The sequence below is a fragment of the Streptomyces sp. HSS9-12 genome (assembly GCF_054963655.1).
This window is the reverse complement of the sequence record NZ_JBUEGC010000042.1, coordinates 40,866-64,566: the sequence shown is the minus strand read 5'-3', so window position 1 is coordinate 64,566 and position 23,701 is coordinate 40,866. Positions and strand designations below refer to the sequence as shown.

The following is a 23,701-nucleotide window of genomic DNA, read 5'->3' as shown; positions in this document are numbered from 1 at the left end:
GAGTAGGCCCACTACGAGGCCGATCCGGCGCCTTGCAGCTGACCGCACCAGGTCACCTCGCTGCCGGGCAACCCCCGGCTGACGCGGCACTGGCGGGACGCCCGCGTTTTCGGCACCCCGGAACCGAACAGCGTTACCGGGCAGGTCGGGATTCATCCGGCGTTCACCTGGAATCTTCCGCTCCGCGCCTCTACGCCCATAGCGTCACGGCCGAAATAATCCGACATCTGTCGGCGCGCTGCGCCGGTGAACCCTGACGGAGGGATGAAAGGTGCGCAGAATGCTGCCGCTGATCAGCTCGCACCCCGGCGGACGCGCGGCGATGACGTGCCGTTACCGCTGCGGCGACGCGTGCTTCCACGAGGTCCCCAATACGAGCGACAACGCCTACGTCGGCGACATCATCGCCAGTGCGCTCTCGCGTCGCTCCGTGCTGCGCACAAGCGCGGTCATGACGGTCGCCGCCGCGGTCGGCGGGACGGCCCTCGGGCAGGCGCCGCGGGCGCAGGCCGCCACCGCGGGTGCCCCCGCGGCGGGCCAGACCGGCCAGGCCGCGCGCGGCCTGCGCTTCACCGCCGTGCCGCCGAACACCACCGACGCCGTCACCGTCCCCGACGACTACGCGCAGAACGTCGTCATCCGCTGGGGCGACCCCATCCTGCGCGGCGCGCCCGCCTTCGACCCGAACAAGCAGTCCGCCGCCGCGCAGGCGGCCCAGTTCGGGTACAACAACGACTTCCTCTCTCTCCTCCCGCTGCGCGGCGAGCGCGGCCGGCAGCTGCTCGTGGCCAACCACGAGTACACCGACGAGGTGCTGATGTTCGCCGGCTACGACCCGGAGAACCCCACCCGCGAGCAGGCCGAGATCGCCTGGGCCGCGCACGGCCTGTCGGTCGTGGCCCTCCAGGAGGACGCATACAGCGGCAAGTTGAGCGCTGTCAGCCGCCACCCCCTCAACCGCCGCATCACCGCGACGACTCCGTTCCGTCTCACCGGTCCGGCCGCGGGCGGCGCACTGCTGCGCACCTCCGCCGACCCCACCGGCACCAAGGTGCTCGGCACCCTCAACAACTGCTCGGGCGGCACCACCCCGTGGGGCACAACCCTGCACGGCGAGGAGAACTTCAACCAGTACTTCGCAAACGGCGGTGCGGTCACCGACCCGACGGCTGCGGCCCGCCTCAAGCGTTACGGCGTCACCGGCGCGGCCAGCGAGCGCAAGTGGGAGCGGTTCGACAAGCGCTTCGACGTGACCCAGGAGCCGAACGAGGTCAATCGTTTCGGCTACGTCGTCGAGCTCGACCCGTACGACCCGGCCTCCACTCCGCGCAAGCACACCGCGCTCGGCCGCTTCAAGCACGAGGCCGCGCAGCCGCGCCTGACCGACGACGGCCGCCCCGTCGTCTACATGGGCGACGACGAGCGCTTCGACTACTTCTACAAGTTCGTCTCCAACAAGCGCATGCGGCACGGCACGACCCGCGCCGATCGCGAGCACAACCTCAGCCTGCTGGACGACGGCACGCTGTACGTCGCCAAGCTCACCGGCGACAGCCCGGCCGCCGAGATCGACGGCAGCGGCAAGCTGCCGGCGGACGGCGAGTTCGACGGTTCCGGTGAGTGGATCCCGCTGGCCTGCGGGAACACCTCCTTCGTCGAGGGCATGACCGCTGAGGAGGTCTACGTCTTCACACGCCTGGCCGCCGACAAGGTGGGCGCCACCAAGATGGACCGCCCCGAGGACATCGAGCCCAGCCCGCGCACCGGCCGCGTCTACGTCGTCCTGACCAACAACAAGGACCGCGGCCTGCCCGGCAAGGCCCCCGCCGACGAGGCCAACCCGCGCAACGCCAACAAGCACGGCCAGGTGCTGGAACTGGCCGAGCGCGGTGATGACCCGGCCTCCAAGCGCTTCAGCTGGCGGCTGTTCCTGGTCTGCGGCGACCCGAACAAGCCCGACACCTACTTCGCGGGCTTCCCGAAGGAGCAGGTCAGCCCCATCTCCTGCCCGGACAACGTCACGTTCGACTTGTACGGCAACCTGTGGATCTCGACCGACGGCAACGCGCTGGGCAGCCACGACGGTCTCTTCGGCGTCGCCACCGCCGGCCCGCGGCGCGGCGAGGTGAAGCAGTTCCTCACCATGCCGGCCGGCGCTGAGACCTGCGGCCCGATCGTGCAGGACCGGCGCGTCGTGGTCGCCGTCCAGCACCCGGGCGAGGTGGACGGCGCCAGCGTCGAGAAGCCGGCCTCCACCTGGCCCGACGGCCCGGGCAAGATCACCCGCCCGTCGGTCGTCAGCGTCTGGCGCAAGGACGGCGAGGACATCGGCGTGTGAGCCGACGGCTCACAGCGCGAACACGCTACGAGGCCCCGTCCGGTGCACCCCACCGGGCGGGGCCTGCGCCATTTCCGGACGGAAGGCCTTCACTTCCGGGCTGCCGCCCGGAGCGCCGACCTGGGCCTGGCCAGGGACCGTCCTCGGCGGGGCATGCCCGACCACGGGTCGGCGGGCAGCCGTTCGCCGACCGTGACCAGGGTCCAGCGGCGCGCGCTGAGTGCGGGATCGTCCAGGTCCTCGCGCGCTATGGGCATGGCGATGGGGGCGCCGGGCAGAGCACGTACCGCGTACGGGGCGACCGCCGTCTGGGCGTAGCCGTTGCGCTGGACGTCCAGGTAGACGCGGCCGGTGCGGTCGGCCTTGCGCTGCGCGATGGTGAGCCGGCCTGGGTGACGCTCCGTCAGCAGCTCGGCGACTTCCCGGGCGAACTTCCGCACATCGTCGAAGGGCTCGCTGCGGTCCAGCGGTACGACAACGTGCAGACCGGAGGAGCCGGTCGTCATCAGCATGGTGGGCAGAGCGAGTTCGTCCAGCAGCTCGCACACCCGCCGGGCCGCCCATCGCACGTCCTCGAAGTCCGTTCCCTCGGAGGGGTCGAGGTCGAAGACCATCCGGTCCGGGTGGTAGGGGCGGTCGGCGCGGGAGAGCCAGCGGTGCGGGGTGACGCACGCCTGGTCGGTGAGGTAGACGAGGGTGGCCGCGTCGTCGCACACCACATGGGTGATGGTCCCTCCCTCCTTGGGGACCTCGGCACGGTGCACCCAGTCGGGGAAGTGATCCGGGATCTTCTTCTGCACCAGGGGCGGCTTCCCGATGCCGTCCGGGTAGCGGACCATCATCAGCGGGCGTCCGCGCAGATGGGGCACCGCCCGCCGGGCGGCCGCGCGGTAGTACTCCACCAGATCGAACTTGGTGATGCCGTCGTCGGGGAAGAGGACTTTGTCCGGCCGGTGGACCTCGATGGTCCGCCGGCCGATCCGTACGGTGCGGGTGTCGCTCACCTGGGGCGGGTAACCACCACCGACGCGGGCAAACCGGGTCAGCTCTTGCGGGACAGCCGCCGCACCAGCGCGGGAAGGTGGCTGTGCTCGACGTCCTTGGTCGCGGTCAGCAGGGTCACCGGGCCATCGGAGCGGGCGAGAGCACGCAAGCGGTTGAGGGCCTCGGCGTGCTCCGGGTCGTCCAGCTCCGCGAGGTAGCGGCGCTCGAACTCCTCATAGAGTTCCGGGCGGTGGCCGTACCAGCGGCGCAGCTCGTCGGACGGGGCCACCTCCTTGACCCACTCGTCCAGCCTGGCGGCCTCCTTCGACAGGCCGCGCGGCCACAGCCGGTCGACGAGCACGCGTGTGCCGTCATCGGGGTCGGGCGGGTCGTAGGCGCGGCGGATGCGAAGCCGGCTGGATGCGCTCATATCGGCGGGCTCCCTCGTCCTCGGTTCGGCCGGCATCGGACCTGGCGGCGGCGATAGCGCTCGGTTCGCCTCCGGGCCCGCAGACCCCCTGCCGACGGTCGACCGTGCTCGGGCCCTCGTTCCTCGGGCCCTCCGCGCTCCCCCAGAGCTTCCGCCTGGGAGTGCCCCCACTCCCTTCGGCAGGGGCGCCCTTCGGCTCACTCGCGTGGGCGCCGGCCCCGGACCGTAAGCCCTTAGAGGGTGATCCTTCGGCCGAGTGCCTGAGCCGCGTGGCGACTGAACAAGTACCCGGTGATTAGTCGTACAAGCAGAGGAATCGATCAGTTGCCCAGACATACGACGAGGTCCGGCCCATGCAGACACGCAGCCTGGCTCCCATCCTGCCGGAGCGGCCCCGCCCGGGCTGGCCTCAGCCGCCGACGGTCCCCCCGCTGCCCTGGCTCGCCGCCGCCGCCCTGGCGTTCATCGCCGCCCAGCTGGTGCTGGTCGTGCCCGGCGCCGGTCTCGGCTGGGACGAGACCGTGTACCTCAGCCAGGTCAGCCCGCAGGCCCCGGCCGCGTTCTTCAGCGCGCCGCGCGCCCGCGGCATCACCTACCTCGTCGCGCCGGTGGCCGCGCTGACCACCTCGGCGCTGGCGGTCCGCGTCTATCTGGCCGTGCTCTCCGGTGCCGCGCTGTTCCTCGCGCTGTGGGTCTGGCGGCGGCTGCTGCCCGCGCCAGTGCTGGCCCTTGCCGGGGCCCTGTTCTCCGGGCTGTGGATCACCATCTACTACGGGCCGCAGGTGATGCCGAACCTGTGGGTGGCCTTCGCGTCGCTGCTCGCGGTCGGCTGCTTCCTGCGGGCCGTACGCGAACCGGAGGACTGGCACGCGCTGGCCGGGCTCGGCGGCGGCGTTGTCCTCGCCGCCCTGATGCGGCCCGCGGACGCCGTATGGCTGGCGCTGCCGCTGGCCGCCGCGGTGCTGCGCGTACGCACCTGGCGGCACCCCGTCATCCTGCTGGTCCTCGTCGTGAGCGCCGCCTTGGGCTGCGCACAGTGGATCGTCGAGTCGTATGTGTCCTACGGGGGCCTGCTCGCCCGGGTGCAGCGGGCCAGCGAGATCCAGGGGGGCATGGGCTGGAACCTCGCCGTGGACGACCAGCTGCGCGCGCTCGCCGGGCGGACGCTGTGCAGGCCGTGCGAGGTGCCCTGGCGGCATCCGGTCACGGCACTGTGGTGGGTGGTGCTGCCGGTGGCGGCGGTGGCCGGATGCCTGGCCGCCCGCCGCGCGCGCCGTCTGGCCCCGGTTCTGCTGCCGGCTCTGGTCGGGGCCTCGATGGCCGTCCCGTACCTGTTCCTCATCGACTACGCGGCGCCTCGCTTTCTGCTGCCGAGCTATGCCCTGCTCGCGATCCCCGTGGCGCTGTGCCTGGTCCAAGCGGTTGTCGGCGTCCGGCCGCATCTGCGGCTGGTCGTCGCCGCAGCCCTCGCCATCGGTCTCCTCGCACACCTCGCGGTCCAGTTCACGGTTCTGCGCAATGTGGTCGCCCGCAGCGAGAGGGTGGGCGGAGCGGTCGAGCGGGTCGCTGTGGAGCTGAACCGCCAAGGGGTCCGTGCGCCCTGCATGCTGACCGGTTTCGAGGCCGTACGGGTCGCCTTCCGCGCCGGGTGCGCCTCCCGCCAGCCCTCCGGACACGACGGCAGCATCACCCCGGCGGGCATCGAGCAGACGGCGCAGAGCGAACCGGTCGCCGTGCTGGTCGTGGGTGACAGGCCTCCGCCCCGGTACGCGCGCTCCTGGCGCGTCCATACGCTGCCGTATCTGTACGGACCGCGTCCGTTCCGCGCGTACATCTCCCCGACCGCGCAGACCGTGAGCAGCCGTGATGCCCGGGGCGCACAAGAGATCGACTGACTGGTAGGGGCCTGCGGCCGGGCGTACGGTCGGCTGAGTGGACGTCGCGCGCTCACCGCAAGTCAGACGGTGTCCCTGAACACGATTGGTGCCCTTCGTACGGCGGCGCGGAACGTGATCCGTGCCCACCATCCGGCTTGGCCCCCGTCAGGCCCTTGCGCCTGTGCGCCAGCGGCGTAACGTCAATTACATGATTACAGCCGAGCAGAGAGAGGCGCTGCGGGGCTGGTTCTCCGGGCGGCTGCCGGACGGTCTCTTCCTCGAACTGGTGGAGGTGAACGTCGACCGTGAGGAGATCACCGTCATCGGCCGGATCCCCGAGCCCGAGTCACCTGCGGACGCGTCGCAGACCGAGCGGCACGCGGCCCGGGACGGTCGGATCGCTGAGTTCCGCGAGCGCACTCGTGAGCAACGCATGGAAGTGGCCCGTGAGGCCGAGCGGCGCTTCGGCCGCAAGGTCTCCTGGGGTGTGGAGTGCGGAGATGAGCGGGTCTTGTTCACCACCGTCTCCGCCCCGGTCATGACACGGCTGAGACAGCCGGAGCGCCAGGTGCTCGACACGCTGATCGCCGGGGGAGTCGCCCGCAGCCGCAGCGATGCCCTGGCCTGGTGCGTCCGGCTCGTCCAGCGCAACACCGACAGCTGGCTGAGCGACCTTCGCGCCTCGCTCGAGCACGTGCAGCAGGTGCGTGCCCAGGGGCCCGACACCGACTGACGGCGCGTCTACCACCCTGTCATCAGGAGGTGGTTGAGGAGCAGTGCGAGAAGGGCCTGGGCCAGAAGCCAGCCGCGGTGGTCGCGCTCCGGCAGCAGAGCGGCGGCCGGCAGCAGCCAGGTGGTGAACGGCAGCCAGATCCGCTCGGTCTCCGCCTTGCTCATCCCGGACAGGTCGGCGACGGCGATCGCGACCAGCGTGGCCAGGACGATGACGACGAGCCCGTCCGTACCCGGGCGCTCCGCGGTGCGGTTGCGCCATCGCCGTACGGTGCCGGGCGCCCCGGACAGAACCCGGCGGGCGCCCGCGACCGGGGCGAGCCCCGCGGTGATGACCACGTTGCCGAGGTTGCCCCAGATCCAGTAGCTGTAGGGACGTGTTGCGGCGGCGCCCTGGTAGTAGCGCTCGACCAGCAGCTGGTAACCCTCCCACCAGCGGAAGCCCGCCAGCGTGAAGCCGGCGGCCACCACGGCCACGCCGGTCAGCGCGTACGGCAGCGGGCGGGCCGTGCGTGCGAACAGCAGCACGGCGGTGGCCATGAGTGCCACGAGCGTCAGCCCGTAGGAGAGATACGCGGTGAGCCCCAGCAGCAGACCGGACGCCAGGGCCACGGCGGCCGGGGCGCGGACCGTACGGGTCGCCGCCAGGGCGAGCAGCGCCAGGCCCCAGGCGGCGACCCCCGTGAAGTAGCCGTCCGCGGAGGCTCCGACGAGGACCGCTGTGGGTGCCAGGACGAGAAAGGGCGCGGCGCGGCGCGCGGTGGTCTCGTCGGCGAGCGCGCGCAGCGCGACGAGTACCGCGGCCGCCGCGGAACTGCCGACGGTGATGCACCAGACCCCGGCCCATGCGCCGCCGCCCAGCCCGATGCGGTCGAGTCCCACGAACGTCAGCACGGCGGCGGGCGGATGTCCGGCCACGTGGGCGGGCCAGTGGTCGGGCTGGCCCAGCAGGATGTGGTGGGTGAAGTCGCGCAGGGCCTGGCCGATGTCGTCGAACCGGCCGATGGCCCGGAGGTATTCGTACTTGGTGGTGAGCCGCGCGGCGACCCCGTGATGCCATCCGTCGACAAGCGCCAGGGACCAGGTCCAGGCCATGGCCGCGAGCCAGTTGCACAGAACCAGCCACCGCCAGGGCAGTTGGGCTGCGATCCGGGGGCCGTGGACCACGACCGCCCCGGCGACCGCCACGGCCGCCGGGGTGCCGGGCCCGACATGGGGGAGCCAGCGGGCGTAGAGCGGGGGCCAGTCCACATACAGGGTTCCGTCGGTGCGCTGGATGGCCGTACCGACCAGGGCGACGATCAGGACGAAGACCGCGCCGAGGGCCGCGGCCCGTACGTCGCGTCGGCGCCCGGCGTCTTCGCGCCCGGCGTCTGTGCGGTCCGGACCGGGGGAGCGGCGGCGCGCTGCGGAGGAGCTACGGAGGGTCACCTCGCCACGCTAGGACGCCGGGGCGGCGCTGCGGGAGGACGCGCGCGGGGACCGTCATCGAACCGTCAGATTCGCCTGCCGCGGGCGGTGACGTCACCGTTTTGTCATGGGGCGTCGGCGGTCCTTCCGGTGCTCGCGGCCATAGCGTCATGTCACGGCAGGTGACGGCCCCGGGCTCGAACAGGAACCCCATGGATGACCAGCACGGCAGTGATGGGCAAAGCGAAGAGAAGCACGAGCGCGGCGAGGGTCGGCCCGCCGCCTCCCCGGCGCCCCGGCAGAAGGCGGCTCAGCCCGAAGCGCCCCGGCACACCGTGTGGAAGCGCCTCCGGTCGGCCGCCGCCACCCCTCCCCCGGGCCCTACCCGGCCGGGTTTCTGGCGCAGCCCCCTGCGCGGGCCCTGGCTGACCTCTGTCTTCGGCGTGGTCCTCCTCTTCGGCATCACGCTGGTCTTTGTGACCGGCCTGCTGTCCTACGCCGCCTACAACCCGGATCTGGCCCCGCGGAACGACAAGACGCCCGGCAAGGGCGTACTGGGCTTCTATCTGTTCCCCTGGCCGACCAGCCCGTACTGGCTCTACCGCGTCACCCAGGGCATCCATGTCACGCTCGGCGTGGTCCTCGTCCCGGTGCTGCTGGCCAAGCTCTGGTCGGTGATTCCGAAGCTCTTCGAGTGGCCGCCGGTGCGGTCCGTCGCGCATGCGCTGGACCGGCTGTCCCTGCTCCTGCTCGTCGGCGGTGCCATCTTCGAGTTCGCCACCGGCGTGCTCAACATCCAGCTGGACTACATCTTTCCCGGCTCCTTCTATCCCCTGCACTTCTACGGGGGCTGGGTGTTCATCGCGGCGTTCGTCGTCCATGTGGCCACCCGGTTCCCCCGGATGCGGCGCGCTCTGCGCAGCCGCCGGCTGCGCGACGAGCTACGCGTCCCGACAGCCCTGACCCAGCCCGAGCCGCAGGATGAGACCGGGCTGGTCACGCCCCGTCCGGCCGCGCCCACCCTGTCCCGCCGGGGAGCGCTCGGCATGGTGGGCCTGGGATCCGCCGCCCTGCTGGTGGCGACAGCCGGGCAGAGCATTGGCGGGCCGCTGCGGCGTACGGCTTTTCTCGCCCCGCACGGTCAGGACCCCGGTCCCGGGCCGAACGGCTTTCAGATCAACAAGACCGCGGCGTCCCGCGGCATCCAGCCCCGCGACATCGGGCCCGACTGGCGGCTGGTCGTCCGGGGCGAGGGCCGCCAAGTGGTCCTCAGCCGTGCGCAGCTGCTGGCGCTGCCGCAGCACACCGCGGCCCTGCCGATCGCCTGCGTGGAGGGATGGTCCACGAATGATCAGCACTGGAGCGGAGTGCGGCTCGCGGACCTGGCGGCCCTGGTCGGCTCGGACGGCCGCCCGCCTGGAGTGTTCGTGGAGTCGCTGCAGCGCAGGGGCGCCTTCCGGGCGACGGCGCTGCGGGACAACCAGGTCCGCGACCCGAGGTCGCTGCTGGCCCTCCGGGTGAACGGCGCGGACCTCTCCCCCGACCACGGATACCCGGCGCGCATCATCGTTCCGAACAACCCCGGCGTGTACAACACCAAGTGGGTCGCCCGCCTGAGCTTCGGGGAGCCGGCGTGAAGCGCCGCAGGGCAGGCTTCCGGGAGCGGTACGGGGCCTCGCCGCTCCAACTGCTGCTGATGCTGGGCTCCTTCGCCCTCACGCTGTACGCGGGGGTGCGGCTGCTGGAAGGGAACGCGTACGGCATCGCGATGTGGTTCATCGGTGGCGCCCTCCTGCACGACCTGGTGCTGCTGCCCCTCTACACGGCCGTCGACCGCGGTGTGCAGGCCCTGCTCCGCAGCGGTGCGCGGCCCGGCGAGCCCGTCTGGGCGACCCTGCAGTGGATCAACTTCATCCGGGTTCCCGCCGTCGTCTCCGGAGTGCTCCTGCTGGTGTGGTTCCCGCTGATCCTCGATCGGGTCGGCCACTACGAGGCGTACACCGGGCTGCCCGGCGGCGTTTTCTGGGAGCGCTGGCTGCTGGCCAGTGCCGCTCTTTTCGGTGCCTCGGCCCTGTGGCTCCTGGCCCGGATGTGGCGCGTCCGCCCACGGAAGCCGAGCCCACCGGCCCCGCGGGCCAAGCCGAAGCGTCAGTAAGTACGGCGCAGCGCGACAAAGCTCCGCCGCGGCGCCGTCCACTGCTCCACGGCACTCCAGCCCGCCGCCCTGGCGTGCCGCAGCAGCGCCGGCATACCGACCCGCGCCCAGAGGAAGCCGGCGCCCAGGTGCCCGCGCCCGTCGTCGACCCGCACCCGCACCCGCTCGTCGATGTCCGCGGGTGCGGCCTCGACCAGCAGCAGCCCGCGGGGAGCGACGATCTCCGCGATCCGCCTGAGCAGGCCCGGTACATCGCCGCCGATGCCGATGTTGCCGTCCAGGAGCAGGACGGTCCCCCAACGGCCCTCGCCGGGCAGCGGGTCGAAGACGGAACGGCGCAGCGCCAGGCCGCCTGTACGGACCGTACGGGCGACCGCCGCCGGGCTCACGTCGATGCCCAATGACGGCTGGCCGAGCCCGGCCAGCGCCGCGACCAGCCGCCCCGGTCCGCAGCCGACGTCCAGGACGGTCCCCTCGCACCGCCGCAGTACGGCCAGGTCCGCCGAGTCGGCCGCGGCGCACCAGCGCTCCACCTCCAGGGGAAGCAGCCGTCCGTCGGCCCGGCGCAGGAACAGCGGACCGCGTCCGGCGCGCAGCGCGTCGGTGTACGGGTCGCTGGACCAGGCGCGCGTTATGACGTCCGCCGACGGGACCGGCGGCGGTTTCTGGGCTGCGCTCATCGCGGGGTCGCCTGGGTCAGGCCGGCGAACGTGGCGGCGAAGCGCCCGCCCGGCGCGGTGGCGGCCACCTGGGCGGCGTCCGACGCGGTGTCGACGTCCCGCAGTTCGGGCAGGTCACGCACCCGCAGCCCCGCGTCCGTCAGCCGTCGTCGCTGTACGGCGCCGGTGGTGGCCGTGGACATCGGTACGCCGCGCAGCAGCCCCGGTTCGGGCTCCGCGAGGCCGAGTGCCCAGAAGCCGCCGTCCGCGGCGGGGCCGAACCAGGCGTCGCAGTCACGCCAGGCGTCGTGGCACAGGGCCGGGTCGAGCAGGCCGGGGGTGATCTGCGGGGTGTCCATGCCGATGAGCAGCGTCGGGCCCGGACAGCCCGCGAACGCCGCCGCCAGCCGCTCGTCCAGCCCGCCGCCGCACTGCGGCACCACCTCGATGCCGGCCGGCAGCCAGGGCCCCGGCTGTCCGTCGAGGGCCAGGACGCGGCGCCGGGCCGGGGCCCGGAGCACCGTCTCCAGGGTGTCGGCGAGGGCGGCCTGCGCGAGCAGTGCGGCCTCGGCAGGGCTGTAGTCGGGGGTGAGGCGGGTCTTCACCCGGCCGGGGGCCGGCTCCTTGGCGATGACCAGCAGGGTGGTCGGCCCGTCAGGCCCGGTCATCGGGCGGCCTGCCGCGACGCCTGGGGCTCGGGCGGCTGCCGCAGTACGGCCCGCATGTCCCGTACCGCGTGCCAGGTGCCGAGCCAGGTGCCGGTGACCTTCGACTTGCCCGTCCGCGGCCGGTAGGGCACGTCGAGCTCCGCGATCCGCCAGCCGGCGTCCGCAGCCCGTACGACCATCTGGAGCGGATAGCCGCTGCGCCGGTCGGTGAGCGCGAGCCCGAGGAGCGGCTGGCGCCGGGCGGCGCGCATCGGACCGAGGTCACGCAGGCGTACTCCGGTGCGCCCGCGCAGCATACGGACCAGGGCGCGGTTGCCCAGGCGTGCGTGCAGCGGCCATGCGCCCCGCACCTGCGGACGCCGGCGCCCCAGTACCAGGTCCGCGGTGCCGTCGAGCAGCGGCCGGACCACCGTGGGCAGCAGCCCGGGGTCGAGGGAGGCGTCGCAGTCGCAGAAGCACACGATGTCGGCGTCCGCCGCCAGCAGCCCGGCGTGGCAGGCAGCTCCGAAGCCACGCCGCAGCTCGTGCACGACGGTGGCGCCGAGGGATCGGGCGATGTCGGCGGAGCCGTCGGTCGAGCCGTTGTCGACGACGATGGCGCGCCAGCCCGGCGGGATGCGTTCCAGCACCCAGGGCAGGGCGGAGGCCTCGTCAAGGCAGGGGAGGACGACGTCCACACGGGGAGTGGTCGAGTGGGTCACGCCGACCACAGTACGAAGCTAAAAGCGACAATACGGACTTCCGGTTCTTACGAAACACGGACATCGCCCCATGGACGGCGGCCCGAGCGGCCCAAGCGGCAAGCGCCGGTGCGACGCTGGAGCCATGCAGCAGACCCCATCTCCGGCCCCCGTACGGCGTGTCCTCGTCGTCGACGACGACCCGACCGTCGCCGAGGTCGTCACGGGCTATCTGGAGCGCGCCGGCTTCGTCGTCGACCGCGCGGACGACGGCCCGGCCGCGCTCGAGCGGGCCGACGCCGAGTGGCCCGACCTGGTCGTCCTCGACCTCATGCTCCCCGGCATGGACGGCCTTCAGGTGTGCCGCACGCTCCGCGGCAAGGGGCCGGTCCCGGTCATCATGCTCACCGCCCGCGGGGACGAGGACGACCGGATCCTCGGTCTGGAGATCGGCGCGGACGACTACGTCACCAAGCCGTTCAGCCCCCGGGAACTGGTGCTGCGCGTGGAGTCGGTGCTGCGCCGCGGCCGTACGCCCGGACGCGACCGGCCCGGGCCGCTGCTGCACTGCGCGGGGATCACCCTCGACCCGACGGCCCGCCGCGCCACCAAGGACGGCCGCGAACTCTCCCTCACCCTCCGCGAGTTCGACCTCCTCGCCTTCCTGCTGCGCCACCCCGGCCGGGCGTTCGGCCGCGAGGAGCTCATGCGCGAGGTGTGGGGCTGGGAGTTCGGCGATCTGTCCACCGTCACCGTCCACGTACGGCGGCTGCGCGGGAAGATCGAGGACGACCCGGCCACACCCCGCCTGATCCAGACCGTATGGGGTGTCGGCTACCGCTTCGATGCCGCGCGGATGGGGAGCTGACCATGAACGACCTGCTGCTCATGGCCCTGTTCGCCTTCCTCGGCGCCGCCGCGGCCGGGCTGCTCGGGGCCGTCGCGCTGCGTGTGCTGCGCCACCGCTCCGTGGCCGTGTCCCTCGCCGTCGTCGCCTCGGTGGCGGTGACGGCCATGCTCGCCGGGACGCTCGCCGTCGCGTGGGCGATGTTCCTCTCCGCGCACGACCTGACGGTGGTCACCACCGTCTGCGCGATGGCCGCCGTGGTCTCCCTGGCCACGGCGCTGCTGCTGGGCCGCTGGGTGGTGGCTCGCAGCAACGCCCTCACCCTCGCGGCCCGTTCCTTCGGCGACGGCGGCAGCTTCGCCGCCCCGGACGGCGACGCCACCGCCGAACTGGCCGCACTCGGCCGGGAACTGGCCGCCACCAGCGCGAAACTCACCGAATCGCGTGAGCGCGAGCGTGCCCTGGAAGCCTCCCGACGCGAGCTCGTCGCCTGGATCTCGCACGACCTGCGTACCCCGCTCGCCGGGCTGCGCGCCATGTCCGAGGCCCTGGAGGACGGCATGGCCCAGGACCCGGACCGCTACTTCCGGCAGATCCGCACCGAGGTCGAGCGCCTGAACGACATGGTCGGTGACCTGTTCGAGCTCTCCCGCATCCACGCCGGCGCGCTGTCCCTCAGCCCCGCCCGGATCTCCGTCTACGACCTGGTCGGGGACGCTCTCGCGGGTGCCGCCCCGCTCGCCCGCGAGCACGGCGTCCGGCTCAACGGCGACGGTGTCACGGCGATCCCGGTGGAGGTGGACCTCAAGGAGATGACCCGGGTGCTCGGCAATCTGCTGGTCAACGCCATCCGCCGGACCCCCGCCGACGGTACGGTCGCGGTGGCCGCGCGCCGCGAGGCCGACTCCGTCGTGCTGTCCGTCACCGACGCATGCGGCGGTATCCCCGATGAGGACCTGCCCCGCGTGTTCGACACCGGCTGGCGCGGCACCGACGCCCGTACGCCCCCGGCCGGCGCCGGACTGGGTCTGGCCATCGTCCGCGGGATCGTTGAGGCACATCAGGGGCGGGCGGCCGTACGGAACGTGGCCGGCGGCTGCCGGTTCGAGGTCACTCTGCCCGCGGTGCCGTCATAGCGGCCGTCGCCCGCAGGGGCGAGCGCGCGAACTCGGCCATCCCGGCGGCGAATCCGACCTCCGGCCGCCAGCCGAGCTCGCTCATCAGCCGCTGTGACGAGGCGGTGATGTGGCGTACGTCGCCCAGCCGGTACTCCCCGGTCACCACCGGCGCCGGCCCGCCGTGCGCCGCGGCCAGCGCCCGCGCCATCTCGCCGACGGTGTGCGGTTCGCCGCTGCCGGTGTTGAACGCGGTGAAGGTGCCCGGCGCCCGGCTCGCCACGGCCTCCAGCGCGACGGCATTCGCCGCGGCGACATCCCGTACGTGCACGAAGTCCCGCCGCTGGCAGCCGTCCTCGAACACCCTCGGCGCCTCACCGCGGGCCAGCGCCGAGCGGAAGAACGAGGCGACGCCCGCGTACGGGGTGTCTCGCGGCATCCCCGGCCCGTACACGTTGTGGTAGCGCAGCGAGACCGCCCGCCCGCCCGTCGCCCGCGCCCACGCGGCGGCCAGCTGCTCCTGCGTCAGCTTCGTCACCGCGTACACGTTGCGCGGATCGGCCGGCGCGTCCTCGCCGACCAGCCCGGGCCGCAGGGCCTCGCCACAGCGCGGACACGCGGGTTCGAACCGTCCCGCGTCGAGATCCTCGGGCGCGCGCGGGCCGGGCCGCACCTCGCCGTGCACCGGGCAGTCGTAGCGCCCCTCCCCGTACACCACCATCGAGCCGGCAAGGACCAGGTCGCGCACCCCGCGCTCCGCCATCGCCGCGAGCAGCACCGCCGTGCCCAGGTCGTTGCAGCCGACGTACGCCGGCGCGTCCGTGAAGTCCTTGCCCAGACCGACCATCGCCGCCTGGTGGCACACGGCGGTGACGCCCCGCAGCGCCCGCTCCACGGCCTGCCGGTCCCGTACGTCGCCGTGGATCACCTCCACGTCCGGCAGCGGCGGCGCCTCGGGATGCGCCGCGGGCAGCAGCGCGTCGAACACGACCGGCTCGTGTCCGCGGGCGGCCAGGGCCGGGACGATGTGGGCGCCGATGAACCCGGCGCCTCCGGTGACAAGTACACGCATGAACGCGACGCTAAGGGGCCGGCCACCGCCGGGCCGGGCCACGCGCCGTACCGTCACAGGTCCGTAAGAGGTCCGGGGCGTCGCGTCAGGTCGCGCGCCAGCCACTCCACCGATGGACCGAGACCTCCACCACCGGACCCTGCGGAGCCCGCCCGGTGTACTGCGCCCGGTACTTGTCCACCAGCAGCGCGACATACCCGGCGGAGGTCGCCGAGCGGTCAGCCGGCGGCAGAACGTGGGCTTCGCCGTCGGCCCGTGCCCACCACAGGCGGTCCCAGTCCTCGTCGTACGCGTCGGCGAGCAGGCAGACATTCGGGTTCGCGGAGATATTGGCGAGGCGTTTGAGCCGCGTCGACCGCTTCGGCTTGTGGTCGACGGCCAGCACCACCGTGTCGCCGAGTACGGCGAAGACCACCGGCACCAGGTGCGGGCGGCCCTCGGGGTCCACGGTCGCCAGCCGGGCCACCCGGGACCGCGTGAACCGTTCCAGAGCCTGCTCACTCGTGAGAGTGGGCACCACGCCTCCCGGGGGCTCAGCGGAACCGGGCGGCGATCTCGGCCATGTGGTCCAGCTGCTCCAGGGTTTCCCTCTCCGGCAGGGTGTCCAAGTAGAACAGCAGCCGCTCGATGTCCACGCGCTGGTAGCTCTCGACCGCGTCGGCTGAGGCAGGCACCCCGTATACGGTCACCGGCACATCACGTCCCGCGATACGGCGCAGCTCCTCGGTCTGCTGCCCGAGCACGTCCGGTGGCAGGGCCTGGGAGAGCCAGGCGTCGCCGAACTCGGCGATCCGGGGGAACGCGCGCTGCCCGCCGCCCACATAGATCGGGGGGTGGGGCCGCTGGACCGGCTTGGGCCACTGGTAGACCGGGTCGAAGTTGACGAACTCGCCGTGGAACTCGGCCTTCTCCTTGGTCCACAGCTCCCGCACGGCCCGCAGTCGCTCGTTGAGCACCCGGCCGCGTGTGGCCGGGTCCGTACCGTGGTTCTCCATCTCCTCGCGGTTCCAGCCGGCGCCGACACCGAAGATGAAGCGGCCGCCGGAGACCAGGTCGAGGGAGGCCACCTCCTTCGCCGTGATGATCGGGTCCCGCTGGATCAGCAGGCAGACGCCTGTCGCCACCAGCAACCGCTCGGTGACGGTGGCGGCGGCGCTGAGTGCGACGAACGGGTCGAGGGTGCGGTAGTAGATGTCCGGCAGCTCGCCGCCCATGGGATAGGGCGTACGGCGCGACGCGGGAATGTGCGTGTGCTCGGCGATGAAGAGCGAGTCGAACCCGCGCTCCTCCAGCGCGCGCCCGAGAGGAGCCGGTCGGATGCCCTGATCGGTGATGAAGGTTGCGATCCCGAACTTCACAGCGGTCCCTCCGACTGGATTTTGGTGCGGGAAACGGCGGATATCCGTCTTCGTGTACCCGCCTTCCGGCGGATCTCAGCATGAGGATCCGCCGATCGGGTCGGGCCTGCTGGGTACGGCCGGCGCGCAGGTACGGCTGTTCGCCGCGACCTGGTTTCCGAGCGGTGCCGCGATTGGAGCACCCCAGCTTGCGCTGCCCCGCCCGGCATTTCCTGATTCTCTGATGAATCAGTGCACATAGGCTTGTGGAAATAACCGAAGAGAGGTCAGTAATGATGCGGACCACGGGGCTTGCTGCTTTCGTCTGTGCTGTCCTTCTCGCCATGACCGCAGGGCAGGCCCTCGCGTCCGCCCCCAGCCCGACTCACCGCGGCATGGTGATCGTCGCTCACCGTGGCGCTTCGGCCATGGCCCCGGAGAACACGCTCGCCGCCATCGATGCCGCCGGCAGACTCGGTGTGAAATGGGTTGAGAACGACGTCCAGCGCACCAAGGACGGCCGGCTGATCGTCATCCACGACCGCACGCTGTCGCGGACCACGAACGCCCGGGTGGTCTACCCCGGTCGAGCCCCGTGGAACGTCCCGGACTTCACCGAGGCGGAGATCAAGCGTCTGGACGCCGGCAGTTGGTTCGGCAGGCAGTTCGCCGGCGAGCATGTGCCTACGCTCGCGCAGTACCTGAAGCATCTGGACCGCACCGATCAGGGGCTGCTGCTGGAGATCAAGACACCTCAGCGGTTCCCGGGCATCGAGCAACAGATCATCGCCCAACTGCGGGCCTCCGGGTGGCTCGACGCCTCTCATGTGCGGGACAAGCTGGTCATCCAGAGCTTCGGCGCCAACAGCATCAAGACGGTGCACCAGCTGCGGCCGGATGTGACGACCGCATTCCTCGGTGCCCCGACAGCCGCCGAGCTTCCCGCGTACGCGCGCTTCGCCGATCGGATCCATGCGCGTGCGCGTCAGCTGAACCGTCCCTATGTGGACGCGGCACACACGTTCACGGGCCCGCACGGAAGGCGGCTCGAGGTCTATGCGTGGGAGGTTGCCAGCCCCGAGCTCGCCCGCGCCCTGACCCTCGACGGCGTCATCGTCTGAGCCGCCGACCACTGAGCGCCGAGGCAAGCAGCCTGCCGGCAGATCATCGCCGTACGGGACCCAAGGGCGTCGGCGCGGCTGTGCCCCCGCCGGTTACCGGGCCGGATTGGAGTAGGCGGTCAGGAATCGGTCGCGGAAGGTGTCCATCCGCCAGACCGGGGCCTTCGGGCCGGGCTTCAGGCCGTCGCCCCAGCCCCAGTCGGAGATCCGGTCCAGCACGGCCCGGTCATGAGCGACGATCGCGATCGGTACGTCCCGGCTGGCCTTCTCGCCGACGACGATCGGGTTGGGCTGGTGGTCGCCGAGGAAGACCAGCACGGTGTTCTTGTTGCCGTACTTCGCCACGTAAGAAATGAGGGTGTGCACCGAGTACTGGATGGAACGGCTGTACTCCTTACGCACCTGGGCGGCGTCGTTCCACACCTCCTTCGGGTCCTTGCCCGCCTTCGCGATGGCGTTGTAGACCGAGCCGTCACCGACCTCGTTCCAGCCGATCGTCTTGGGGATGGGCGCCCACGGGGTGTGGCTGGACGTCAGAATGATCTCCGACATCAGCGGCTTTTCGTGCGGCCTGCCGTGCTCCAGGCGCTGGAAAGACGACAGGGCGTACTGGTCGGGCATCCGTGACCAGCTGAACCTCGGGCCCTTGTACCCCATGTGCCGGGAGTCGTAGACGTGGTCCAGGCCGTAGAACTTCCCCTCCGGCCAGGCCCGGGTGACACCCGGCATGATGCCGACCGTCCGCCAGGCATTGGTGCGCCGGAAGGCGCCGGTGAGCGTCATGCGGTCGCTCGAGGTGACGCTGCGGTAGCGCTGCTGGTTCTTGATCCACAGGCCTGACAGGAAGGTGGAGTGGGCCAGCCAGCTGCCGCCGCCGAATGTCGGTGAATGGAGCCAGGCGCTCCGGGAGGAGTACCCGGCCTTGCGCAGCCGCTCGGTCTCCTTCGCGAGCGCGGCGTCGACCTGGGGGGCCATCCTCGGGTCCTCGACCGCGCCGCGGCCGTAGCTCTCGATGAAGGTGAAGATGACGTCCTTGCCGCGCAGCGCGGTCAGCAGCCGGTCGGGCGGCACATGGCGGAAGTGGTCGACCTTGGCTTGCTTGGCGAACGCCCGCTCGTCCTTCAGGTCCGCACTCACCAGGTGCGCACGGCTGTTGATGAGCCCGAGGGCGCTTCTGGAGGCGACCGGGGTCCCCGCGATCTGCACGCTGAGCGCCGCACAGGCGATCCAGGCGGTCCCGAGTACCAAGGTGGTGGGCCCCGCCGCGGCGCGCTGCCGGGCCATGAGGTTGCTCAGCCGGACGACCGCCAGCGTCGTGAGGACGAGCAGGGCCAGGACGAGGACGATGGCCCCGGTCACGGCACCGATCGCGCCCGCCCGGCCGACCGAGTCCTGGAGGGCTGACTCGGCGTCGTCGAACAGGATCCAGTCGAGCACCGGGTCGAACGGCCGGGCGAGAACCGCGTAGAAGCCGATGTCGAGGAGCTTCAGAATCGTCAGCAGGGCGAGGCCTGCGCCGGCCAGGACCGCCACCACCCGCCGCGCCTTGGGAGGCAGGACGAGCAGGACCGCGGCGCCGAACACGCCCTCCACCGGGAGGCGTACGAATGCGTTGGGCGTGAAGCCGGCGGCCCTGTTGGGCAGGAAGAGCGCGCAGAGCACAAGCGCGGCGGCCAGGGCGGTGGTCGTCCAACTCACCGCCCGCGCCGCGGCCGGGTACCTGCCCCGCCAGCCGCCGTCCGCGACGGCCTCCCCCGGGTCTTCGCCGGCGGCGTCACCTGCGGTGGCTTCCTCACGGTCGCTACGGTCGCCCGTGCGCTCACTCGCGGCGGCCCCGTCGGGAGCGGGCTCCGGAGGGCCGTCCGGCGTCGGGCCCTCCTCAGTGCCTGCCTTGGCCGTATTGGGCAGTTGACGAAAGCGTGTGAAGAGCGACAACCCCAAGGTCCTTCCCCGCGACATCCGGTGGTGGCACGGCGGACGAGGCTCGGGAGGCCAGGGCCGCCGGTGTCTGTACGGCTCGTCGGCGGCTTCGGTTCATTTGCCGGGGAATCCCGCGTGGGACTGCCGTCAGTACTCAACGCCTCCGGGGTGCGCGGGCGACGGCCGCGTCAGCGAAGGCACACCACCAGCACACACACGGGCTCCGGCGACGAGGGTGCCGGCGATGAGGGTGCCGTCGACGGAGACGACGGAGAGCTCGCAGGCGGCGTGCTTGCGGTGGAGTCGTCGCCCGGCTGGGGCGTCGGCGCGGGCTTGGCGGTGTACGAGGGGGCAGGGACGGCGCGCTGAACGTGCGTTTCGCTGAGCGCGGCGGATGGCGTGTGGGGCACGAGACTCGCCGGCGCGGTGGGATGGGCGCTGGCGGCGGTGTGGGGCGGCGCGCTGGTGGCGGGCTTGGGGGCCGCGGGGACAGTGGTCTCGCGCTGCGGGCCGGCCTTGTGCGTCGGGCGAGCGCTGGGACGCTTGGGAACCTCCTCGTCCGACCGAGTCGATGACGAGTCGGCGGACCCCATCGGGGTGGTGGTCTCGGATATGTCCGGTGCTGAGGCCGCTTCCGGGCGGGCGTTGGACGCTCCGCTCGGCAGGGCGGTGAGGGCCAGGCCGCCACCGACGAGCGCAACGGCCGTCGCGACTGCGGCCCGACGGCGGCTCTTCTTCCAACGTGCCAGTTGCCGGCGCCGGGCGGCACGGCCCTGCGCGATGGGGGCGGTCGGTTCATCACCGCTGGAGGAGTCGGCAGGCGCCCCTCCTGCATTCCCGGCGGCGCCGGTCCCGATCGCTGCGGACTTGGGGCGCGCAGTGGCTGAGTGAGTCCTTGAGGCGGCGAACTCCCCGCTGTCGTCCGCCGCCCACGACGTTGTCGCCGCGTTACGGTCGCGATGCGTGAGCGGGGCGATGTCCGGTGCGTATGAGCCGCACCCTGGGCACACCAGGGCACCATTGAGGTTCCGACGGCACAAGGTGCAGTAGTCCATGTCAATCTTTCTCTGCCGGCTGCCGGGGGCTGGGGCGCGGATTCACCTACGCACACCCATGGAGCGCCCGCAACGCTAACGGCCGCTGCCGAATGGGATGTGTAGCCCTTGTGGTGCTCTTGCAAAGGTTGCCTGCCGTCGCGTTTCGCGTTCGAGACCGCCGAACCGGCGTAAGCGACATATGGCGATGTCGGCTGGCATGCTCCTAGGTGCGCCCTGCCCGCGCCGGAGCGGATGCCGCTCACTCACGATCCGCCCGGGTACTCAATCCGCTCGCGCAGGCCGCTCGCTTCGATCCCGACGGGGAGTACGTACGCCGCTGGGCTCCCGGACTCGCCGCGGTCGAGGGCACTGCTGTACACCGTCCCTGGTGGCTGCCGGGCGCCGAACGCCGGCGCCTCGACTGCCCCGCACCCATCGTGGACCTGGCCGAGGGCCTTGCCCGGTTCCAGCAGGCCCGCGGCGACGACTGGGACCTTCCGACAGGACGGCCCTCTCGCTTCCGTCCTCCCCCAGGTGCGTCAGGCGGACATCGGCTTCGGCTTGATGACGGCGAAGGGCGCTCCCTGGGAGTCCGCGACGACGGCCATCCTTCCCGCAGCCATGTCGAAGGGCTGATTGAGCACCGTCCCGCCGAGGGAAGTCAGCTTCGCCACACAGGCGTCGGTGTCATCGACCGCGAAGTAGACCAGCCAGAAGGAGGGGGTGCCGGGCGGTGCTCCTTCGGGCATGCTTTGCATCCCGCCGACTGTGCGGCCGTTCACGTTGAGCGCGAAGTAGCCCTCGGCGCCTTCCATCGTGGAGGTTTGAATGCCGAGCACCGCGGAGTAGAAGGCGGCCGCCGCCTCCGGGTCGGTGGTGTTGAGCTCGTTCCAGATCAGTGCGCCAGGCTCGTTGACGATCCCGGCGCCGGGGAATTCCTTCGCTTCCCAGACACCGAAGATGGCCCGGGTGGGGTCGGCGGCCAGCAGCATCCGTCCCAGGTTCATCACATCCATGACCGGCATCATCACGGTGCCGCCGCTGCGGGTGACCGCCTGCTCGGCGGCGCTGGCGTCGGCGGAGGCGAAATAGGTGGTCCACACGGTCGGCGGCGCGGGCTGGCCCTCGGGCACGGCTTGAGCGGACATGATGCCGGCGACCGGCTTGCCGCGCAGTGAGCAGACGGAGTATCCGCCGGTCTCAGGCGGTCCGATCTCACCGGTCCAGCCGAACAACTGCCCGTAGAAATCCAGCGCGGCCTGCTGGTCGCGGGCGATGAGATCGATCCAGCAGGGCGTACCGGGCTGGTACGGAGTGGTGACTTCGGGCATCGGCGCCTCCAGGTCGGGCCCGGCCCTTCCGGCCGGGCACAAGCACCCCCTCTGCCACCCTCTCCATCAGCACTGGCTCCCGCCACTCGGCGGCCTCTGGGAGGGGGAGCCGGCCGCGCGCCCGGCCTCGTACATCTGCCGGCGACTGGATCCCGCCCACTGCCCGTCAGTGCCGGCTCATTCTGGCGCACAGTGTACGGATCTGGCACGTTCGACCGGATGTGCTGCAGGCACTGGGGTCAGGTCGGGAACGTGCGGTCCGGTAAATCATTGCCCGCGATGTAACCCCTCGTGACGTGGAGTGCCGTTGGCGGTAACGTGCGTCGCACACTTTTCGGCCTGCTGGCCGGTATGCAACCAGGGACTCTGATGCAGGAACCTTCGAAGTTGCCCGCTCATGCCCATCAGGAGATGGGGTCGGTAGGCTCCCAGGCATGGCATGTCCCTGACGTCCTGTGTGGGCGCGGCAAGGCCGTTGAGCGCCACCTGGTGCTTCTCGCACTGCTGCCTGCCGGGCTGGTCACGCTCACCGGAGCCGCAGCCGCTGCCATCCTGTTCACCGTGGGCGTGGGCCACGTCGACAAGAACGCCTTCTGGGGTCTGGTCACGGGCACGCTGCTGATCATCTGCGGGATCCTCACCGGCGCAGGGTTCTTCGCCTCCGACAAGGCACGGGCCTTCGCGCGCGGCTATACCGAGCTGAGCAGCTTCGCAGCACGCGCCCAGGACGAACTGGCGAAGCTGCGGCAGCAGACCGAGCGCGGCCAAGAGCTGATAGAACGTCAGCAGCAGAGCGGCCCGCTGCCCGAGCCGACGGGTGAGGCGCTGGACCGGCTTGGGCACGAGATCGCATCCGCCCAGCGCGCCGCCGAGGCGACCGTGGCGGAGCTCGCGGCACAGGAGCGTGGCGGCGAGCATTTCGAGGTCTTCGCCAATCTGGCCCGCAGGCTGGAGTCTCTCGTGCACCGCGAGATCGGGCTGCTGGACGACCTGGAGAACGAGGTCGAGAACCCGGACTTGCTCAAGGGCCTGTTCCATGTCGACCACCTGGCCACCCGTATCCGGCGATACGCCGAGAATCTCGCCGTGCTCGGCGGCGCTGTCTCCCACCGCCAGTGGACCCGACCGGTCAGCATGGGCGATGTGATGCGCTCCGCGACTGCCGAGATCGAGCAGTATTCGCGGGTCAAGATGGTGCCTCCGGTCGAAGGGACGGTGCGCGGGCACGCGGTCGTCGACGTGGTCCACCTGCTGGCGGAGCTGGTGGAGAACGCCACGGTGTTCTCCCGTCCGCAGACCCAGGTGCTGCTGCGTGCCGAGCACGTCACCGCCGGGCTGGCGATCGAGGTCGAGGACCGCGGCCTGGGCATGACCTCCGCTGAGCGGAACCAGCTCAATGCCCTCCTCACTTCCCCTGACAGGATCGCTTTGGGGGAGCTGCTCCAGGACGGGCGGATCGGCCTGTACGTGGTCTCCGCGCTTGCCCGGCGGCACGGCATCGCCGTACAACTCCACAGCAACGTCTTCGGCGGTACACAGGCGGTGGTGGTGCTGCCGCATGAACTGCTGGGCGAGCGCCCGGACGAGGTGGAGCCACAGCAACAACCGTCGGGTGTCACTCCCCCTGCCCCTCACGGACGGGCCGACGACTCGGCGGAGCCGGCACCTGCGCGGGACACATCCGTCGCTCAACGCCCGGTACCCGCAGCGGTGGCCGAACCACCACTCGCCCCTGTCGCGGCCGCCACGGCGGAAGTTGATCGTCCCTTGCTGCCCAAGCGCCGCCGTCAGGAACACCTCGCCCCGGAATTGCGGCAGACCTCCGGCGCTGCCGCAGTGCCGAAGCAGGCGAAGGACGTCGAGCACGATCCCGGCCTGATGGCCGCCTTCCAGACCGGCGTCCGCCGGGCCGAGGACTTCCAGGAGACGGACGCCTCCTCGCCCCTTGGCGCGCATACCCAGCCGGACCCGGCCCCCTAGCGGTTCAC

Annotated in this window: 21 protein-coding genes and 2 pseudogenes; 11 read left to right on the top strand and 12 right to left on the bottom strand. The window is 71.6% G+C overall.

From position 1 onward, the window contains the following. Positions 1 to 271: 271 nt before the first annotated feature. Positions 272 to 2,338, top strand: coding sequence for a PhoX family protein (locus tag ACY34J_RS21460; protein WP_462728131.1), 2,067 nt, complete (start codon positions 272 to 274; stop codon positions 2,336 to 2,338). A gap of 89 nt (positions 2,339 to 2,427) precedes the next feature. On the opposite strand, the gene ligD is transcribed toward ACY34J_RS21460, so the two are convergent. Together ligD and ACY34J_RS21450 are read right to left on the bottom strand one after the other, a co-directional pair. Further along, on the bottom strand, positions 2,428 to 3,342 hold the full coding sequence (gene ligD / locus ACY34J_RS21455) for a non-homologous end-joining DNA ligase (protein WP_462728130.1): 915 nt from the start codon (positions 3,340 to 3,342) through the stop codon (positions 2,428 to 2,430). A 38-nt stretch (positions 3,343 to 3,380) separates the two neighbouring features. Next, the gene (locus ACY34J_RS21450; protein WP_462728129.1) at positions 3,381 to 3,752 is read right to left on the bottom strand and encodes a DUF488 domain-containing protein; all 372 of its coding nucleotides are present in this window, start codon (positions 3,750 to 3,752) and stop codon (positions 3,381 to 3,383) included. 353 nt (positions 3,753 to 4,105) lie between these two features. Between ACY34J_RS21450 and ACY34J_RS21445 the strand changes: the two genes are divergently transcribed. Then, on the top strand, positions 4,106 to 5,647 hold the full coding sequence (locus ACY34J_RS21445; RefSeq protein ID WP_462728128.1) for a hypothetical protein: 1,542 nt from the start codon (positions 4,106 to 4,108) through the stop codon (positions 5,645 to 5,647). A gap of 190 nt (positions 5,648 to 5,837) precedes the next feature. Continuing rightward, entirely contained in the window at positions 5,838 to 6,362 is a 525-nt protein-coding gene (locus tag ACY34J_RS21440; RefSeq protein WP_462728127.1) for a hypothetical protein, read from the top strand. 8 nt (positions 6,363 to 6,370) lie between these two features. Here ACY34J_RS21440 and ACY34J_RS21435 read toward each other — a convergent pair whose 3' ends face one another. Continuing rightward, positions 6,371 to 7,792, bottom strand: coding sequence for a hypothetical protein (locus ACY34J_RS21435; protein ID WP_462728126.1), 1,422 nt, complete (start codon positions 7,790 to 7,792; stop codon positions 6,371 to 6,373). A gap of 191 nt (positions 7,793 to 7,983) precedes the next feature. Here ACY34J_RS21435 and ACY34J_RS21430 point away from each other — a divergent pair, with 191 nt between their 5' ends. Continuing rightward, positions 7,984 to 9,408 carry a molybdopterin-dependent oxidoreductase gene (locus ACY34J_RS21430; protein ID WP_462728125.1) on the top strand — a complete coding sequence of 475 codons (1,425 nt, stop codon included), beginning with the start codon at positions 7,984 to 7,986 and terminating at the stop codon, positions 9,406 to 9,408. After that, positions 9,405 to 9,926 carry a hypothetical protein gene (locus tag ACY34J_RS21425; protein WP_462728124.1) on the top strand — a complete coding sequence of 174 codons (522 nt, stop codon included), beginning with the start codon at positions 9,405 to 9,407 and terminating at the stop codon, positions 9,924 to 9,926. Before ACY34J_RS21430 ends, ACY34J_RS21425 begins: the two co-directional genes overlap by 4 nt. Here ACY34J_RS21425 and ACY34J_RS21420 read toward each other — a convergent pair. Genes ACY34J_RS21420 through ACY34J_RS21410 form a run of 3 tightly spaced genes read right to left on the bottom strand, consistent with a single transcriptional unit; the run spans position 9,920 to position 11,963 of the window. Beyond that, the gene (locus ACY34J_RS21420; protein WP_462728123.1) at positions 9,920 to 10,606 is read right to left on the bottom strand and encodes a class I SAM-dependent methyltransferase; all 687 of its coding nucleotides are present in this window, start codon (positions 10,604 to 10,606) and stop codon (positions 9,920 to 9,922) included. The two genes, ACY34J_RS21425 and ACY34J_RS21420, sit on opposite strands and share 7 nt — an antisense overlap. Beyond that, a complete protein-coding gene (locus tag ACY34J_RS21415) occupies positions 10,603 to 11,253 on the bottom strand; it encodes a TIGR04282 family arsenosugar biosynthesis glycosyltransferase (RefSeq protein WP_462728122.1) in 651 nt (216 codons plus the stop codon). The genes ACY34J_RS21420 and ACY34J_RS21415 overlap by 4 nt, the downstream gene beginning before the upstream one ends. After that, complete coding sequence (locus ACY34J_RS21410) at positions 11,250 to 11,963, bottom strand: glycosyltransferase family 2 protein (RefSeq protein WP_462728121.1); 714 nt, start codon at positions 11,961 to 11,963, stop codon at positions 11,250 to 11,252. The genes ACY34J_RS21415 and ACY34J_RS21410 overlap by 4 nt, the downstream gene beginning before the upstream one ends. Before the next feature lie 115 nt (positions 11,964 to 12,078). Here ACY34J_RS21410 and ACY34J_RS21405 point away from each other — a divergent pair, with 115 nt between their 5' ends. Together ACY34J_RS21405 and ACY34J_RS21400 are read left to right on the top strand one after the other, a co-directional pair. Further along, positions 12,079 to 12,801, top strand: coding sequence for a response regulator transcription factor (locus ACY34J_RS21405; RefSeq protein ID WP_462728120.1), 723 nt, complete (start codon positions 12,079 to 12,081; stop codon positions 12,799 to 12,801). A gap of 2 nt (positions 12,802 to 12,803) precedes the next feature. After that, the gene (locus ACY34J_RS21400) at positions 12,804 to 13,916 is read left to right on the top strand and encodes a sensor histidine kinase (protein WP_462728119.1); all 1,113 of its coding nucleotides are present in this window, start codon (positions 12,804 to 12,806) and stop codon (positions 13,914 to 13,916) included. On the opposite strand, the gene ACY34J_RS21395 is transcribed toward ACY34J_RS21400, so the two are convergent. The 3 genes from ACY34J_RS21395 to ACY34J_RS21385 all read right to left on the bottom strand — a co-directional run bounded on the left by ACY34J_RS21395 (position 13,891) and on the right by ACY34J_RS21385 (position 16,325). Beyond that, positions 13,891 to 14,967, bottom strand: a complete 1,077-nt coding sequence (locus tag ACY34J_RS21395; protein ID WP_462728118.1) for an NAD-dependent epimerase/dehydratase family protein — start codon at positions 14,965 to 14,967, stop codon at positions 13,891 to 13,893. The two genes, ACY34J_RS21400 and ACY34J_RS21395, sit on opposite strands and share 26 nt — an antisense overlap. 85 nt (positions 14,968 to 15,052) lie before the next feature. Next, positions 15,053 to 15,484 carry a TIGR03668 family PPOX class F420-dependent oxidoreductase gene (locus ACY34J_RS21390; RefSeq protein ID WP_462728117.1) on the bottom strand — a complete coding sequence of 144 codons (432 nt, stop codon included), beginning with the start codon at positions 15,482 to 15,484 and terminating at the stop codon, positions 15,053 to 15,055. 16 nt (positions 15,485 to 15,500) lie between these two features. Next, complete coding sequence (locus ACY34J_RS21385) at positions 15,501 to 16,325, bottom strand: LLM class F420-dependent oxidoreductase (RefSeq protein ID WP_462728116.1); 825 nt, start codon at positions 16,323 to 16,325, stop codon at positions 15,501 to 15,503. A gap of 323 nt (positions 16,326 to 16,648) precedes the next feature. Between ACY34J_RS21385 and ACY34J_RS21380 the strand changes: the two genes are divergently transcribed. After that, positions 16,649 to 17,425, top strand: coding sequence for a glycerophosphodiester phosphodiesterase (locus ACY34J_RS21380; RefSeq protein ID WP_462728115.1), 777 nt, complete (start codon positions 16,649 to 16,651; stop codon positions 17,423 to 17,425). 93 nt (positions 17,426 to 17,518) lie between these two features. Here the strand turns inward: ACY34J_RS21380 and ACY34J_RS21375 are convergent, their stop codons facing one another. Then, positions 17,519 to 19,360: an alkaline phosphatase family protein gene (locus ACY34J_RS21375; protein ID WP_462728114.1), complete on the bottom strand. Its 1,842-nt coding sequence runs from the start codon at positions 19,358 to 19,360 to the stop codon at positions 17,519 to 17,521. A gap of 120 nt (positions 19,361 to 19,480) precedes the next feature. Here ACY34J_RS21375 and ACY34J_RS21370 point away from each other — a divergent pair, with 120 nt between their 5' ends. Next, positions 19,481 to 19,714: a hypothetical protein gene (locus ACY34J_RS21370; protein WP_462728134.1), complete on the top strand. Its 234-nt coding sequence runs from the start codon at positions 19,481 to 19,483 to the stop codon at positions 19,712 to 19,714. A gap of 257 nt (positions 19,715 to 19,971) precedes the next feature. Here the strand turns inward: ACY34J_RS21370 and ACY34J_RS21365 are convergent. Continuing rightward, positions 19,972 to 20,400, bottom strand: a pseudogene (locus tag ACY34J_RS21365) (SCO2400 family protein); the annotation flags it as partial. Positions 20,401 to 20,609: 209 nt separating this feature from the next. Between ACY34J_RS21365 and ACY34J_RS21360 the strand changes: the two are divergent. Then, a pseudogene (locus tag ACY34J_RS21360) lies at positions 20,610 to 20,843 on the top strand (FAD-binding domain-containing protein); the annotation flags it as partial. Positions 20,844 to 20,921: 78 nt separating this feature from the next. On the opposite strand, the gene ACY34J_RS21355 reads toward ACY34J_RS21360, so the two are convergent. After that, on the bottom strand, positions 20,922 to 21,713 hold the full coding sequence (locus tag ACY34J_RS21355) for a VOC family protein (RefSeq protein WP_462728113.1): 792 nt from the start codon (positions 21,711 to 21,713) through the stop codon (positions 20,922 to 20,924). Positions 21,714 to 22,124: 411 nt separating this feature from the next. Here ACY34J_RS21355 and ACY34J_RS21350 point away from each other — a divergent pair, with 411 nt between their 5' ends. Then, complete coding sequence (locus ACY34J_RS21350; RefSeq protein ID WP_462728112.1) at positions 22,125 to 23,693, top strand: sensor histidine kinase; 1,569 nt, start codon at positions 22,125 to 22,127, stop codon at positions 23,691 to 23,693. Positions 23,694 to 23,701 lie beyond the last annotated feature (8 nt).

Coding starts and splice junctions, on each gene's coding strand:
- ACY34J_RS21445 (WP_462728128.1), top strand. CDS start 4,106: ATGCAGACACGCAGCCTGGCTCCCATCCTGCCGGAGCGGCCCCGCCCG.
- ACY34J_RS21440 (WP_462728127.1), top strand. CDS start 5,838: ATGATTACAGCCGAGCAGAGAGAGGCGCTGCGGGGCTGGTTCTCCGGG.
- ACY34J_RS21430 (WP_462728125.1), top strand. CDS start 7,984: ATGGATGACCAGCACGGCAGTGATGGGCAAAGCGAAGAGAAGCACGAG.
- ACY34J_RS21400 (WP_462728119.1), top strand. CDS start 12,804: ATGAACGACCTGCTGCTCATGGCCCTGTTCGCCTTCCTCGGCGCCGCC.
- ACY34J_RS21350 (WP_462728112.1), top strand. CDS start 22,125: ATGGGGTCGGTAGGCTCCCAGGCATGGCATGTCCCTGACGTCCTGTGT.
- ACY34J_RS21355 (WP_462728113.1), bottom strand. CDS start 21,713: ATGCCCGAAGTCACCACTCCGTACCAGCCCGGTACGCCCTGCTGGATC.
- ACY34J_RS21395 (WP_462728118.1), bottom strand. CDS start 14,967: ATGCGTGTACTTGTCACCGGAGGCGCCGGGTTCATCGGCGCCCACATC.
- ACY34J_RS21420 (WP_462728123.1), bottom strand. CDS start 10,606: ATGAGCGCAGCCCAGAAACCGCCGCCGGTCCCGTCGGCGGACGTCATA.
- ACY34J_RS21415 (WP_462728122.1), bottom strand. CDS start 11,253: ATGACCGGGCCTGACGGGCCGACCACCCTGCTGGTCATCGCCAAGGAG.
- ACY34J_RS21405 (WP_462728120.1), top strand. CDS start 12,079: ATGCAGCAGACCCCATCTCCGGCCCCCGTACGGCGTGTCCTCGTCGTC.
- ACY34J_RS21450 (WP_462728129.1), bottom strand. CDS start 3,752: ATGAGCGCATCCAGCCGGCTTCGCATCCGCCGCGCCTACGACCCGCCC.
- ACY34J_RS21380 (WP_462728115.1), top strand. CDS start 16,649: ATGACCGCAGGGCAGGCCCTCGCGTCCGCCCCCAGCCCGACTCACCGC.